Below are 13,865 nucleotides of genomic sequence, written 5' to 3' on the forward strand. Positions count from 1 at the left end.
AGCCGGGGACCGGGTCGCAGCCGTCAGCCGTGGCCGCCTGCCCGCACCAGCCCCGTCTCGTACGCGAGCACGACCACCTGCACCCGGTCGCGCAGCCCGAGCTTGGTCAGGATGCGGCCCACATGGGTCTTCACGGTCGCCTCGCTCAGCACCAGCCGGGCCGCGATCTCGCCGTTGGACAGACCCTGCGCGACCAGCACCATCACCTCGCGCTCCCGCTCGGTGAGCCGCTCCAGCTCCTTGTGCTGGGGCTCCTTGCCGGCGGAGGGCAGCATCGGCGCGAAGCGGTCCAGCAGGCGCCGGGTGGTGGACGGCGCCACGACCGCGTCACCGCTGTGCACGGCACGGATGGCGGCGAGGAGATCGCCGGGCGGCACGTCCTTGAGCATGAAACCGGAGGCGCCCGCCTTCAGCCCGGAGAAGGCGTACTCGTCCAGGTCGAAGGTGGTCAGGATGAGGACCTTCGGCGGGTTCGGGTCCGCGCAGATGCGGCGGGTGGTCTCCACGCCGTCGAGTTTCGGCATGCGGACGTCCATCAGGACCACGTCGACGGCGGTGGCCCGCAGCACCTGGAGGGCCTCCACGCCGTCGCCCGCCTCCGCGACGACCTCCATGTCCGGCTGCGCGGCGAGCACCATCCGGAACCCGGTGCGCAGCAGCACCTGGTCGTCCACGAGCATCACGCGGATCGTCATCGGGCCTCTTCCGTTCGGGGTCAGGGAGGGTCAGGGAGGGTCAGGGATCGGTCAGTGCGCCGGTTTGAGCGGCAGCAGGGCGCTGATGCGGAATCCTCCGCCAGGGCGCGGGCCGGCGTCCAGCGTGCCGCCGACCATGCCGACGCGTTCGCGCATGCCGATCAGGCCGTGCCCCTGCCCGTCGGCGCCGCCCTCCTCGTACAGCTCGTGCGGGGCGCCCTTGCCGTCGTCCTCGACCAGCAGGCCGAGGCCGTCGTCGAAGTAGACCAGGCGTACGCTCGCGCCCGCGTTCGGCCCGCCGTGCTTGCGCGTGTTGGTGAGCGCCTCCTGCACGATCCGGTACGCGGTCAGCTCCACGCCGCTGGGCAGCGGGCGCGGGGTGCCCTCCACCTTGAAGTCGACCGGCAGGCCGGAGCTGCGGCACTGCTCGATGAGGTCGTCGATCTGCTCGACGTCGGGCTGCGGGACGTACTCCCCGCTCTCCTGGTGCTCCCCGGTGCGCAGCACGCCCAGCAGGCGGCGCATCTCGGCCAGGGCCTGGCGGCCGGTGGAGGAGATCGTCTCCAGGGCCTTCTTCGCCTGGTCGGGCGCTGTGTCCATGACGTAGGCGGCGCCGTCGGCCTGCACCACCATCACCGACACGTTGTGCGCGACGACGTCGTGCAGCTCGCGCGCGATCCGGGCGCGCTCGGCGGCCACCGCGACCTTCGCCTGCGCCTCGCGCTCCTTCTCCAGGCGGGCCGCGCGCTCCTCCAGCTGGGCGAAGTAGGCGCGCCGGGTGCGCATGGAGTCGCCGAGCACCCAGGCGAGGGCGAAGGGAACGGTCTGGAACACCGCTATGGCGACCTGCCCGGGGAAGCCGGCCTGCTCCTCCGGCCAGCGGATCTGGGCCACGGTCGCCGCACAGAGGCTGACGGCGAGGGCGAGCCGGGAGGCCCAGCGGGCGCCGACCGCGGCGACCGTGTAGGTGATCACCAGCATGGCGAAGTCGGCGACGGTCGTCTCGACGTCCAGGACCACCTGGGCCAGCCCGGTCACGAGAGCGACCAGCAGCATCGGCTCCGGGAAACGGCGGCGCAGCGCCACGACGGCACACAGCACCGCGGACACCGCCATCCCCGCGGGGATCGACCCGTGATTGCCGGGCGTCCCGTGGAGGTTGACCACGCTCACCGCGGACACCCCGAGCAGGACGACGGCCCAGAAGACGTCGACCCAGGTCGGGTGGCGGCGGAGGAAGTCATAGAGGCGCTGCACGTAACCCAGAGTAGGGAAACCGGATGCGTGCAGGGGTCAACCGTTGGGTCGATCCGTGCTCGGCGCACGTACTCCCCAAGGTGGATGCCGTGATCATCTGTGTGCCTAGTCTGGTCCGGTGACGGATGAGACGACGGCGGAGGGTGCCCGCGGGAATCCCGGCCCGCGCGGCTGGCGCGCGGCGGCCGAGACGGCCCTGTACGGCCCCGGCGGGTTCTACCGGCGCCCGGAGGGCCCGGCCGGTCACTTCCGTACGTCCGTGCACGCCTCCGCGCTGTTCGCGCGCGCCGTGGCCGCGCTGCTGTGCCGGGTCGACGCCGCGCTCGGCCGGCCCCCGGTGCTGGACTTCGTCGACATGGGTGCCGGGCGGGGCGAGCTGGCCGGCGGGGTGCTCGCCGCGCTGCCGGCCGACGTGGCGGCACGCGCGCGCGTGTACGCCGTGGAGATCGCCGACCGCCCGGCCGGCCTGGACGGACGGATCACCTGGCTGAGCGAACTGCCGGACGCGGTCACCGGGCTGCTGTTCGCCAACGAGTGGCTGGACAACGTCCCGGTGGACGTCGTGGAGGTGGACTCCGCGGGCGTGCCCCGGCTGGTGCTCGTCGCGGAGGACGGCTCCGAGCGGCTCGGGGAGCCCGTGACGGGCGCGGCGGCCGACTGGCTCGCGCGCTGGTGGCCGCTGCCGCCCGAGGAGGGGCTGCGGGCCGAGATCGGGCTGCCCCGGGACCGGGCCTGGGCGGCGGCCGTGGAGCGGGTGGAGCGGGGGCTCGCGGTGGCCGTGGACTACGCCCACACCGTGGACACGCGCCCCCCGTTCGGCACACTCACCGGCTTCCGGGAGGGCCGCGAGACGGCACCCGTGCCGGACGGGTCGTGCGACATCACGGCCCACGTCGCCCTGGACGCGTGCGCGGACGCGTGCGCCCCGGCGCCCAGCGCGGGCCGAGCGCCTTCGGACACAGCGCCCACGCCGTACGACACGGCGCGCGCCCCCTCCCAAGCCCCCACAGGCACGGCGCACACGCCGGCCGACACGGCCCGCACTTCCTCCCCGACGCCATCAGACACGGCGCACACGCCGTCCAGCGCAGCGCACAGTCCTTCCCGTACGCCTGGCAACACGGCGCAGGCGCCCCCGACCACGGCGCACGGGACCCACGAAACGGCGCGCATGCTTCCTCCCGCGCGCCTGCTCACGCAACGCGCCGCTCTGCGCGCTCTGGACATCACCGGCGCACGCCCCCCGCTGGCGCTGGCCTCGACGGACCCGTCCGCCTATGTGCGCGCCCTGGCGAGTGCCGGTGAGGCCGCCGAGCTGACGGCACCGGGCGGTCTCGGCGACTTCGGCTGGCTGCTCCAGCCGGTGGGCATCCCGGACCCGCTCGGCCAGGCCCCACAGGACCCGCCGGACCGGTGAACCGCGCCCCGGGGCGGTGAACGGCGCCCCGCAGGCCCGCGCGGCCTACTTGTCGATGTCGCCGACCACGAAGAACATCGAGCCCAGGATCGCCACCATGTCCGCCACCAGCGTCCCCGGCAGCAGCTCGGTGAGCGCCTGGATGTTGTTGTACGACGCCGAGCGCAGCTTCAGCCGGTACGGGGTCTTCTCGCCCTTGCTGACCAGGTAGTAGCCGTTGATCCCGAGCGGGTTCTCGGTCCACGCGTACGTGTGCCCCTCGGGCGCCTTCAGCACCTTCGGCAGCCGCTGGTTGATCGGCCCGGGCGGCAGCTCGGCGATCCGGTCCAGGCAGGCGTCGGCGAGGTCCAGCGCGTTGTGGGTCTGCGCCAGCAGCACCTCGAAGCGGGCGAGGCAGTCGCCCTCGCTCCGGGTGACGACCTCGAGCGTGTCCTGGAGGTCGCCGTAGGCCAGGTACGGCTCGTCGCGGCGCAGGTCGAAGTCGACGCCCGAGCCGCGCGCGATGGGCCCGCTCACGCCGTAGGCGTGCACGGCCTCCGGTGCCAGCACGCCCACGTCCCGCGTGCGGCCCCGGAAGATCTCGTTGCCTAGGACCAGGTCGTCGAAGACGTCCATGCGCGAGCGCACGTCGGCGACGGCGGCACGCGCGCGTGCGGTCCAGCCCGCCGGCAGGTCCTCCTTGAGGCCGCCGACGCGGTTGAACATGTAGTGCATGCGCCCGCCGGAGACCTCCTCCATGACGTTCTGGAGCACCTCGCGCTCCCGGAACGCGTAGAACACCGGAGTGATCCCGCCAAGCTCCAGCGGGTAGGAGCCGAGGAACATCAGGTGGTTCAGCACCCGGTTCAGCTCGGCGAGCAGGGTGCGGGTCCACACCGCCCGCTCGGGGACCTCCATGCCGAGCATCCGCTCCACGGCGAGGACCACGCCCAGCTCGTTCGAGAACGCCGACAGCCAGTCGTGGCGGTTGGCGAGCACGATGATCTGCCGGTAGTCGCGTGCCTCGAAGAGCTTCTCGGCGCCGCGGTGCATATAGCCGATCACCGGCTCCGCGCGCACGATGCGCTCCCCGTCCAGCACGAGCCTGAGCCGCAGCACGCCGTGCGTGGACGGGTGCTGGGGCCCGATGTTGAGCACCATGTCGGTGCTCTCCGCCGCGCCGCCGATGCCGACCGTGGTCTCCGTCGTAGGAGTCATGACCCCAGTTTCCCCTACGTACGCTGGCCTCATGGAAACGGGGAGCGAAACGGGGAGCCTGGACGGGGCCGGAGCACCGGCGGAGCAGCCGGTGTGGCGCGGGCTGGAGCCCGGGCTGCTGAAGGTGCGCCGGCTGGTGCTGGTGGTGTGGGCGGGGGTGCTCGCGGTCGCCGCGGGGCTGCTGCCGGGGCTCTTCGCGGGGCCCGCGTGGGCGGCCTGCGCGCTGCTGCCGCCGGTCTTCGCCGCCTGGTGCTGGCGGCTGCTGGAGCGCAACTGGCGGTCCTGGCGGTACGCCGAGCGCGCGGACGACCTGCTGATCAGCCGCGGTGTCCTGTGGCGCGAGGAGACGGTGGTGCCGTACGGGCGGATGCAGCTGGTGGAGGTGACCTCCGGGCCGCTGGAGCGGCGCTTCGGGCTGGCCACCGTGCAGCTGCACACGGCCGCCGCCGCGACCGACGCGACCGTCCCCGGCCTGGACCCGGCCGAGGCGGAACGTCTGCGCGACCGGCTGACCGAGCTGGGCGAGGCACGATCGGCGGGCCTGTGACGACCCCCGAGCACACCGACGACGGCATACCGGAGCGCCCGCCCGTCACCGAGCGCCGGCTGCACCCCGTCACGCCCTTCCGCCGGGCGTGGGCGCCGCTCGCCGTACTGGCCGGCTGGGCGGTGCACGACCCGAACAGCGCCCAGGAGCAGCTCACCCGGCTGACCGGGACCATGCTCCTGCTGGGACTCGCGGTCCTGGTGCCGGCGGCCGGCCTCTACGGCTTCCTGTCCTGGTGGTTCACGCACTACGCCGTCACCGGCACGGAACTGCGCATACGGACCGGACTGCTGTTCCGGCGGACCGCGCACATCCGGCTGGAGCGCATCCAGGCCGTGGACGTCTCCCGTCCGCTCCTCGCGCGCGTGGCGGGCGTCGCGAAGCTGCGGATCGACGTCGTCGGCGCCGACGACAAGGACGAGCTGGCCTTCCTGGGCGAGCGGGAGGCGCGTGCCCTGCGCGCGGAACTGCTCGCGCGCGCGGCGGGTTTCGCCCCGGAGACGGCGCACGAGGTCGGAGAGGCGCCGGCGCGGACGCTGCTGCGCGTGCCGCCGCGCGAGCTGGTGCGCTCCCTGGTGCTGACGGGCGCCACCTGGGGTTCGCTGTGCGCCGCGCTGGTCGTACCGACCGTGCTGTGGCTGACCACCCACAGCCTGTGGACGGTCGTCGCCAGTGCCGTGCCCCTGCTCGGCGCGGCCGGCGCGAGCAGTGTGGGCCGGTTCGTCACCGAGTTCGACTGGACGGTGAGCGAGTCCCCGGACGGGCTGCGCATCGACCACGGACTGCTCGACCGCACGCACGAGACGGTGCCGCCCGGCCGGGTGCAGACCGTCCGGATCGTGGAGCCGCTGCTGTGGCGGCGGCGCGGCTGGGTGCGGGTGGAACTGGACGTGGCCGGATCCGAGAACTCGGTGCTGATACCGGTCGCCCCGCGCGCGGTCGCCGAGGAGGTCGTCGCGCGGGTGCTGCCCGGTGTGACGGTGCCCCGGGAACTGTCGCGGGTGCCGCGCCGGGCCCGGTGGTGCGTGCCGGTGTGGTGGCGCGGGCACCGGCTCGCGGTCACCGGCACCGTGTTCGCCGCCCGGAGCGGCCTGCTGTGCCGCCGGCTCTCGCTCGTCCCGCACGCCAAGGTGCAGAGCGTACGGCTCACCCAGGGGCCCTGGGAGCGCCGCTGGGGACTCGCCGACGTACACGTGGACACCGGGGCCGACAAGACCGTCACGGCCCGGCTGCGGGACGCGGAGGAGGCCGCGCGGCTCCTCGGCGAACAAGCGGAACGATCCCGCACAGGCCGCCGGGACGCCCTCCCCGACCGCTGGATGACCACCGACTGACCGGCGCCCACCCGACCCGACACCTCGGGCCCGGCTCCCTCGTGTGAGGGCCGGGCCCGGTGTTCGCAGGCTGTGGCTGACGGGGACTCAGGAGGCCGCGCTGCGCAGCCCCTGGACGTCGATCTGCTCGGTCTCGTCGTGTGCCGTCAGGTCGATGACCTGGCCGACCTCCCGGGACCGCGCGTCGGCCGGCTTGAACCCGGCCTCGGACTCGGCCTTGTGCACGGCGAGCGCCTCCGGGCCGACCACGTCGGCGAGGTCCTCGTTCTGCACGGAGTCCAGCGTGGTCTTCGGCGCGCCCTTCTGGGTGCCGAAGAAGTCGAACCCGCCCTCGACCACCGGGCGGCGCGCGGGCGTCGCCGGTACGACGGCCACCGCGGTCGGCACCGTGAAGTGCCCGGCGGGCGGCTGGCCCGCGGGGGGCGCGACCTCGACCGCGTGGGAGGCGTCGGCGCCGTCCGTCAGGGCTGCCGCGGCGCCTTCTCCTTTGGCGACCGCGCCGGTGCCGGTGGCCGCGCTCTCCGGAGCCTCCGGAGCCTTTGACGCTGCCTCCGATGCCACCGGCGCCTCCGCCGCACCGGCCTCGGCCTCGGTGTCCTCGGTGTCCTCGGAGGCCGTCACCGGCTCAGCGGCTTCCCCCTCGACGCCCCCGGAACCGGACTCGGCCTCCGCTGCCTCTGCTTCCGCCTCGGACTCGGCCTCGGTCTCGGCCTCGGGCTCGCTCGCGGTCTCCCGGTCGAACAGGGCCAGAGCCGTCAGGGCCTGCCGGTACAGGCGGGCGCCCTCGGGCGAGAACACCGCCGGCCGCCCCTCGGTCCCGGGCTCCTCCGAAGAAGCCACAGGTTCGGCACTGCGCGCGGGCGGCAAGGCCGGCGACGACGACTGCACGGGCACCGCCGCCTCGATCTCCAGCCGCCGCCGCCCCTCCAGGGCGCTCGCGCGCTCGGTCTCGGCGGTGGCGTACCGGCGCAGCAGGGCCGCGTGCTCGTTGCGCAGGCCGGCCAGCTCGGCCCGCTTGGCACGCAGCCGCTGTTCCAGCTTGGCGCGCAGTTCGCGGGATTCCTCCAGGTCGGTCTCCAGTTCGGCGACCCGTTCCTCGTACCGCCACTCGTCGCCCGCACGCGCGCGCGTGAGTTCGGCGACCCGCTTGCCCGCCTGCGCGTCCCAGCGGCGCATCACGACCGCGCCGACGACCGCCGTCGCGGCGGCCGCAGCGGCGAGCGCGCGCAACACGGTGGCCTCGGAGAACACCCAGGGACCCAGCGCGCAGACGACGGAGACGCCGGCGATCGCCGAGGGAGGCAACAGCCGGTGCAGAGGCGGGGAATGGCGGTGGCGTCCACGTGGCATGGCCAGAAACTTACCGCGCGTAGGCGAATCATGGGTCCCCGCCCCGTAAAAACACAGCCATCCGGAAGGCTTCACGGGGCGTCGGGGGCCCACCGGGTCAGCGGTCGGTGAGCCGGCCGCTGATCCACTGGAGCGTCGGCGGGATCTCGCGCCGCCAGGTGTTGAAGTTGTGCCCGCCGCTCTCCAGGATGATCGAGGAGATCCGGGTCAGGTTGGTGGCCTGCACCTGCTCTATGAACTTCAGCGTGGACTTGTAGTTGTGTTCGCCGACCTTGCTGCTGGTGACGAGCAGTGAGGTGTCCGGCGCCTCCTCGTGCTCCAGCAGCCAGAACAGGTCGGAACGGTTCTGCAGCGTCTTGTCGCCGTGGAAGAGGTCACCGGTGGTGGGGTCGATCGGCGCCTTGTAGTACGGCGAGAGGCCCGCACCGGCCGCGTAGACGTTCGGGTGGTGCATGGCGAGCTTGAGCGCGCAGTAGCCGCCCGTGGAGTCGCCGATGACGCCCCAGCTGCCCGGCCGCTTGCCGGCCCGGTAGTGGCTCAGGACGGCGTCCGGCAGATCTTTGGCAAAAAACGTTTCCGCTTGCGGCCCGCCCGGTACGTCCACGCACTCGGTGTCCCGCGGCGGCGCCACCGTCGGCCGCAGCATCACGAGGATCATCGGCTGCATCCGCCCGTCCTTGGCCAGCCGCTGCGCCGTGCTCGGGTAGTTCAGCTTGTCCACCAGCGACCGCGAGGTGCCCGGGTAGCCGGTCAGCACGACCGAGACCGGGAACGTACGGGTCCGGTACTGCGGCTGGAAGTACTCCGGCGGCAGGTAGACGTACGCCGGCGTGACCATGTGGGTCGTACGGCCCACGATGTCGACCTTCTGGATCTGCCCGCCCGTCTCCGGCCGCGCGGCGCGCACGCCCGGCACGTCGGAGGTGGAGACCACCTGGAGCGGGCCGCCGGTGCTGCCGTTGGCCGAGTGGTCGATGACCACGCCCTGGTCGGTCTCCTTGCCGAACAGGTCGGCCCAGCTGGCGTAGAAACCGAACGCCTGGTTGGCGGCGAGCCCGACGCAGGCGAAGAGCGCCACCTGGGTGAACAGCAGCAGACCGATCCGTCCGCTGACGGTCCGCCAGTTCTGGCGCGCCAGGCGCGGCCACAGCCACACCGTGCCGATGAACAGCACCAGGGCGATCAGAATCGCCAGCACCAGCACTTTGTTGCTCGTGAGACCCATGGCTGCTTCCTGCCTGCGCTTTCCGCCCGTGCGCGGCCACGCATCGTCGCGTGGACTTGCCCGGGGCTTTCCTTGGCCTTTGACCCGACTTTCCGGTGGGGAGTGAACCTCTCTCCCCGAGACACCGTCCTAGAGGGCGCAATGTCGCCGGACGCCCGATCGGGCCCGGGTCCAAGGTCTCTCGCAGAACTACGGGATGCGATGTCTGTCAGGATAGATGGGGAAATGTCGGGCGAGGTTCCGGGCCGATCAAGCAGGGCGCGGCGCATACTGCGCGGCCCGCGCCCCGAGGCCGTCCCCGTCTGGGTCGGCAGGGCGGCCGCGCTCGTGGGCCTCCTGGACATCGCCGCGGGCGTCTTCCCGCGCTTCAGGCACAGCCGTATGCACGCCATCGCCGAGGTGCTGCCGGGCTCCTTCGGCCCGTTCGCGGCGGCGCTCTCGCTCAGCGCGGGCGTGCTGTTGCTGCTGCTCGCGCACGGGCTCAAGCGGCGCAAGCGCCGGGCCTGGCGCGCCGCGGTCGCGCTGCTCCCGGCGGGGGCGGCGGCGCAGTTCGCGTACCGGCACTCGATCGTCGGCGTGCTCATCGCGGTCGCGCTGCTGGTGCCGCTGCTGCGCCACCGGGACCAGTTCGCGGCGCTTCCCGACCCGCGCAGCAGGTGGCGGGCGCTCGCCAACTTCGTGCTCATGAGCGCCGGTTCCCTCGCCCTGGGCCTGGTCATCGTCAGCGTCCACCCCAACCGGACGATCGGCGACCCGAGTCTGGCCGACCGGCTGACGCACGTCATCTACGGGCTGTTCGGCTTCGAGGGCCCGGTCGACTACCAGGGCAACACCTCCTGGACGGTCGCGTTCTCCCTCGGCGCCCTCGGCTGGATCACCGCGGTCACCACCATCTACCTGGCCTTCCGCCCCGAGCACCCGGCCGCGCACCTCACCGAGGAGGACGAGGTGAAGCTGCGCGCGCTGCTGGAGAAGCACGGCCGGCGCGACTCGCTCGGCCACTTCGCGCTGCGCCGCGACAAAGCGGTCGTGTTCTCGCCGAGCGGCAAGGCCGCCGTCACCTACCGGGTCGTGTCCGGGGTGATGCTCGCCAGCGGCGACCCCATCGGGGACGTCGAGGCCTGGCCGGGCGCCATCGAGCGCTTCATGGACGAGGCCAGGGCCCACTCCTGGACGCCCGCGGTCATGGGCTGCTCGGAGACGGGCGGCGAGGTGTGGACCCGTGAGACCGGCCTGGACGCCCTGGAGCTGGGCGACGAGGCGGTGGTGGACGTGGCGGATTTCTCACTCGCCGGACGCGCGATGCGCAACGTGCGCCAGATGGTCAAGCGCATCGAGCGGGCCGGCTACGAGACCCGGGTACGGCGTGTTCGTGACCTCGGCGACGCCGAGCTGGAGCGGATCCGCCGGGCGGCGGAGGACTGGCGCGGGACGGACACCGAGCGCGGCTTCTCCATGGCGCTCGGCCGCATCGGCGACCCGTCCGACGGCGACTGCCTGATCGCCACCGCGCACAAGGCCGACGACGAACCGGGCGAGTACGGCGACCTGAAGGCGATACTCCACTTCGTGCCCTGGGGCACGGACGGCGTCTCGCTGGACCTGATGCGCCGTGACCGCAGCGCCGACCCGGGCATGAACGAGCTGCTGATCGTCGCCGCCCTGCAGGCCGCGCCGAAGTTCCGCATCACCCGGGTCTCGCTGAACTTCGCGATGTTCCGCTCGGCCCTCGCGCGCGGGGAGAAGATCGGCGCCGGTCCGGTGCTGCGCGCCTGGCGCGGGCTGCTGGTGTTCCTCTCGCGCTGGTTCCAGATCGAGTCGCTGTACAAGTTCAACGCCAAGTTCCAGCCCCGCTGGGAGCCGCGGTTCGTGGTCTACCGGGCCTCCGCCGACCTGCCCCGCATCGGCTTCGCCGCCATGCAGGCGGAGGGCTTCGTCAACTTCGCCCTCCCGCTGCCGCGCTTCCTGCGCCGGCGCCGGACGACCACCGGGCGCCCCTGCGCACACGCGGTGACCGAACGGGACGTGCGAGCGGCCTGAGCAGGCCGAGTCGTGCACGCGCCGAGCGGTACGGCCCCGAGACCGGCCCGGGTGGAAGCCCCCTCCCCCTCCAGCACGGGGGCTTCCGCCCGGGCCGCGGCGCGTTCCCGGCACCCTGCTGGGCCTACGCTGAACGTATGAACAACCTCAGCGGGCGCGGCCGAGTCGCCGGCCTTCCGGCATGGGACCGGTGCGCGGTCATGGGGGTCGTGAACGTGACCCCCGACTCCTTCTCCGACGGCGGCCGCTGGTTCGACACGACCGTCGCCGTCAAGCACGGCCTGGATCTCGTCGCCGAGGGCGCGGACCTGGTCGACGTCGGCGGCGAGTCCACCCGGCCCGGGGCCACGCGCGTGGACGAGGCGGAGGAGCTGCGGCGGGTCATCCCCGTGGTGCGCGGCCTCGCCTCCGAGGGAGTCGTCGTCTCCGTCGACACCATGCGCGCCTCCGTCGCCGAACAGGCCCTCGCGGCCGGCGCCGCCCTCGTCAACGACGTCAGCGGCGGCCTCGCCGACCCGGCGATGATCCCGGTGGTCGCCGCCGCGGACGCCCCCTTCGTCGTCATGCACTGGCGCGGCTTCCTCCAGGGCGGCAACGTCAAGGGCGTGTACGAGGACGTCGTCGGGGAGGTCGTGGAGGAGCTGCACGCGCGCGTGGAGGCCGTGCTGGCCGGCGGCATCGCCCCGGAGCGCATCGTCGTCGACCCGGGCCTCGGCTTCTCCAAGGAGGCCGAGCACGATCTCGCGCTCCTCGCCCACCTCGACCGCCTGCACACCCTCGGCCACCCCCTGCTGGTCGCCGCCTCCCGCAAGCGGTTCCTCGGCCGGGTCCTCGCCGGCCCCGAGGGCGCTCCCCCGCCCGCCCGGGAGCGCGACGCGGCCACGGCCGCCGTCTCCGCACTCGCGGCCCACGCCGGCGCCTGGGCGGTGCGCGTGCACGAGGTACGCGCCACGGCGGACGCGGTCCGGGTGGCACGGGCCGTGGAGGGGGCACGCGAGGAGGGGGCGCGTACGACGGGAACGGCGCCGGGCGCTGAGGGCGAGCGCGGGGCGGACGGAGACCGGTGAGCGCCCCCCACACCGACGTCGAGCAGGTGGAGGCCGCCAACACCGCCTTCTACGAGGCGCTGGAACGCGGCGACTTCGAGGAGGTCTCCTCCCTCTGGCTGACCCCCGCCGACCTGGGCGTGGACGAGACCTACCACGACCCCGCGGACACCGGCGTGATCTCCTGCGTCCACCCCGGCTGGCCGGTCCTCACCGGCCGTGGCGAGGTCCTCCGGTCGTACGCCCTGATCATGGCCAACACCGACTACATCCAGTTCTTCCTGACCGATGTGCACGTCTCCGTGACCGGTGACACCGCGGTCGTGACCTGCACGGAGAACATCCTCAGCGGCGGGCCCGCCCCCGAGGAGGGCGCCGAGCTGGGTCCGCTGGTCGGCCAGCTCGTCGTCGCCACGAACGTGTTCCGGCGCACCCCCTCCGGCTGGAAGCTCTGGTCGCACCACGCCTCCCCCGTACTCGCCGAGACCGACGACGACGGCGACGACGACCAGCACGTGAACGGCGTGGATCCGGACGGCGGCCCCCTCGCCTGAGCCGGGACGTGGTTGGAATCACCTACCCCGGGGTAGGAGCGGCTACCAGCCCATGACAGGGCCGGGTTCCCCAGGGGAAACACGCGGTGAACCCTCCGGGTGGCGGCCGGTGCCGGCGCCCCCGCGGCCCGGCTTTGTCGGTGCCCGCAGGTAGATTCGTCTGAGACCGGCGTGCCGCCCGCACGCGGTACCGGCCGGTCGTTCCCGACGATTGCAGGAGTGATTCGCGTGGATCGTGTCGCGCTGCGCGGCCTCAAGGCCCGCGGGCACCACGGTGTGTTCCCCAAGGAGCGCGAGGAGGGCCAGACCTTCATCGTGGACCTCGTCCTTGGCCTGGACACCCGGCCGGCCGCGGCCGACGACGACCTGGCGAAGACCGTGCACTACGGCATCGTGGCCGAGGAGGTCGTGGCCGTGGTCGAGGGCGAGCCGGTGGACCTCATCGAGACCCTCGCCGAGCGGATCGCCCGGACCTGCCTGAAGCACGAAGGGGTTCAGGAGGTCGAGGTCTGCGTCCACAAGCCGGACGCGCCGATCACCGTCCCCTTCGACGACGTGACCGTCACCATCACCCGGAGCCGAGTATGACCCGACCTTTCCGCCAGGGTCACAGCGACCCGACCGTCCAGCCGGTGCCCGCCTCGGTCGTCGAGAAGGTGGACGCCGCCGACACGACACTGAGCAACCCCAAATGGGCCGTGATCTCGATCGGCTCCAACCTCGGCAACCGCCTGGAGACCCTCCAGGGCGCCGTCGACGCCCTGGAGGACACCCCGGGCGTCCGTGTGAAGGCCGTCTCCCCGGTGTACGAGACCGAGCCGTGGGGCGTCGAGCCCGGCAGCCAGCCGTCGTACTTCAACGCGGTCGTGGTCCTCAAGACCACCCTGCCCCCCTCCTCCCTGCTGGAGCGGGCGCACGCCGTCGAGGAGGCCTTCCACCGCGTCCGGGACGAGCGCTGGGGCCCGCGCACACTGGACGTCGACATCGTCGCCTACGCCGGCGTCACCTCCGACGACCCCCAGCTCACCCTGCCCCACCCGCGCGCCCACGAGCGGGCCTTCGTGCTCGCGCCCTGGCACGACGTGGACCCCGAGGCACAGCTCCCCGGCCGCGGCACGGTGGCCGATCTGCTGGCCGGCATCACCCGTGAGGGTGTGGCGCCGCGCGCGGACCTGGAACTCCGGCTGCCCGAGTAGTCGTTAA

The 13,865-nt window shown here is 73.1% G+C and carries 13 protein-coding genes; 8 read left to right on the forward strand and 5 right to left on the reverse strand.

Annotated features, from left to right (window positions below; all coding sequences use genetic code 11):
• Positions 1–23: 23 nt before the first annotated feature.
• A complete protein-coding gene (locus ACZ4U1_RS35935) occupies positions 24–695 on the reverse strand; it encodes a response regulator (protein WP_467908366.1) in 672 nt (223 codons plus the stop codon).
• Positions 696–746: 51 nt separating this feature from the next.
• Entirely contained in the window at positions 747–1,952 is a 1,206-nt protein-coding gene (locus tag ACZ4U1_RS35940; RefSeq protein WP_467908367.1) for a sensor histidine kinase, read from the reverse strand.
• 118 nt (positions 1,953–2,070) lie between these two features.
• On the opposite strand from ACZ4U1_RS35940, the gene ACZ4U1_RS35945 reads away from it, so the two are divergent.
• Complete coding sequence (locus tag ACZ4U1_RS35945) at positions 2,071–3,369, forward strand: SAM-dependent methyltransferase (RefSeq protein ID WP_467908368.1); 1,299 nt, start codon at positions 2,071–2,073, stop codon at positions 3,367–3,369.
• A 45-nt stretch (positions 3,370–3,414) separates the two neighbouring features.
• Here the strand turns inward: ACZ4U1_RS35945 and ACZ4U1_RS35950 are convergent, their stop codons facing one another.
• Complete coding sequence (locus ACZ4U1_RS35950; RefSeq protein ID WP_467908369.1) at positions 3,415–4,566, reverse strand: NADH-quinone oxidoreductase subunit D; 1,152 nt, start codon at positions 4,564–4,566, stop codon at positions 3,415–3,417.
• Between the two features lie 31 nt (positions 4,567–4,597).
• On the opposite strand from ACZ4U1_RS35950, the gene ACZ4U1_RS35955 reads away from it, so the two are divergent.
• Complete coding sequence (locus ACZ4U1_RS35955; protein WP_467908370.1) at positions 4,598–5,113, forward strand: PH domain-containing protein; 516 nt, start codon at positions 4,598–4,600, stop codon at positions 5,111–5,113.
• Complete coding sequence (locus tag ACZ4U1_RS35960; protein WP_467908371.1) at positions 5,110–6,447, forward strand: PH domain-containing protein; 1,338 nt, start codon at positions 5,110–5,112, stop codon at positions 6,445–6,447. The genes ACZ4U1_RS35955 and ACZ4U1_RS35960 overlap by 4 nt, the downstream gene beginning before the upstream one ends.
• Positions 6,448–6,534: 87 nt before the next feature.
• Here the strand turns inward: ACZ4U1_RS35960 and ACZ4U1_RS35965 are convergent, their stop codons facing one another.
• Positions 6,535–7,797 (reverse strand): hypothetical protein, encoded by a 1,263-nt coding sequence (locus ACZ4U1_RS35965; RefSeq protein ID WP_467908372.1) that lies wholly within the window; start codon positions 7,795–7,797, stop codon positions 6,535–6,537.
• Positions 7,798–7,894: 97 nt separating this feature from the next.
• Complete coding sequence (locus ACZ4U1_RS35970) at positions 7,895–9,022, reverse strand: alpha/beta hydrolase (RefSeq protein WP_467908373.1); 1,128 nt, start codon at positions 9,020–9,022, stop codon at positions 7,895–7,897.
• Between the two features lie 225 nt (positions 9,023–9,247).
• Here ACZ4U1_RS35970 and ACZ4U1_RS35975 point away from each other — a divergent pair, with 225 nt between their 5' ends.
• The 5 genes from ACZ4U1_RS35975 (at position 9,248) to folK (ending at position 13,858) form a co-directional block, all read left to right on the forward strand.
• A complete protein-coding gene (locus ACZ4U1_RS35975; protein WP_467908374.1) occupies positions 9,248–11,062 on the forward strand; it encodes a phosphatidylglycerol lysyltransferase domain-containing protein in 1,815 nt (604 codons plus the stop codon).
• Positions 11,063–11,199: 137 nt separating this feature from the next.
• Entirely contained in the window at positions 11,200–12,129 is a 930-nt protein-coding gene (folP, locus tag ACZ4U1_RS35980) for a dihydropteroate synthase (RefSeq protein ID WP_467908375.1), read from the forward strand.
• On the forward strand, positions 12,126–12,662 hold the full coding sequence (locus tag ACZ4U1_RS35985; RefSeq protein ID WP_467908376.1) for a nuclear transport factor 2 family protein: 537 nt from the start codon (positions 12,126–12,128) through the stop codon (positions 12,660–12,662). Before folP ends, ACZ4U1_RS35985 begins: the two co-directional genes overlap by 4 nt.
• 228 nt (positions 12,663–12,890) lie before the next feature.
• Positions 12,891–13,250, forward strand: coding sequence for a dihydroneopterin aldolase (gene folB / locus ACZ4U1_RS35990; RefSeq protein WP_059251576.1), 360 nt, complete (start codon positions 12,891–12,893; stop codon positions 13,248–13,250).
• Positions 13,247–13,858: a 2-amino-4-hydroxy-6-hydroxymethyldihydropteridine diphosphokinase gene (gene folK, locus ACZ4U1_RS35995; protein ID WP_467908377.1), complete on the forward strand. Its 612-nt coding sequence runs from the start codon at positions 13,247–13,249 to the stop codon at positions 13,856–13,858. Before folB ends, folK begins: the two co-directional genes overlap by 4 nt.
• Positions 13,859–13,865 lie beyond the last annotated feature (7 nt).

It is taken from the genome of Streptomyces sp. NPDC028928, assembly GCF_055564915.1.

Excerpts from the sequence above, each read along its gene's own strand:
- ACZ4U1_RS35965 (WP_467908372.1), bottom strand. The coding sequence starts at position 7,797 with ATGCCACGTGGACGCCACCGCCATTCCCCGCCTCTGCACCGGCTGTTG.
- ACZ4U1_RS35955 (WP_467908370.1), top strand. The coding sequence starts at position 4,598 with ATGGAAACGGGGAGCGAAACGGGGAGCCTGGACGGGGCCGGAGCACCG.
- ACZ4U1_RS35935 (WP_467908366.1), bottom strand. The coding sequence starts at position 695 with ATGACGATCCGCGTGATGCTCGTGGACGACCAGGTGCTGCTGCGCACC.
- ACZ4U1_RS35975 (WP_467908374.1), top strand. The coding sequence starts at position 9,248 with ATGTCGGGCGAGGTTCCGGGCCGATCAAGCAGGGCGCGGCGCATACTG.
- ACZ4U1_RS35970 (WP_467908373.1), bottom strand. The coding sequence starts at position 9,022 with ATGGGTCTCACGAGCAACAAAGTGCTGGTGCTGGCGATTCTGATCGCC.
- folP (WP_467908375.1), top strand. The coding sequence starts at position 11,200 with ATGAACAACCTCAGCGGGCGCGGCCGAGTCGCCGGCCTTCCGGCATGG.
- folK (WP_467908377.1), top strand. The coding sequence starts at position 13,247 with ATGACCCGACCTTTCCGCCAGGGTCACAGCGACCCGACCGTCCAGCCG.
- ACZ4U1_RS35950 (WP_467908369.1), bottom strand. The coding sequence starts at position 4,566 with ATGACTCCTACGACGGAGACCACGGTCGGCATCGGCGGCGCGGCGGAG.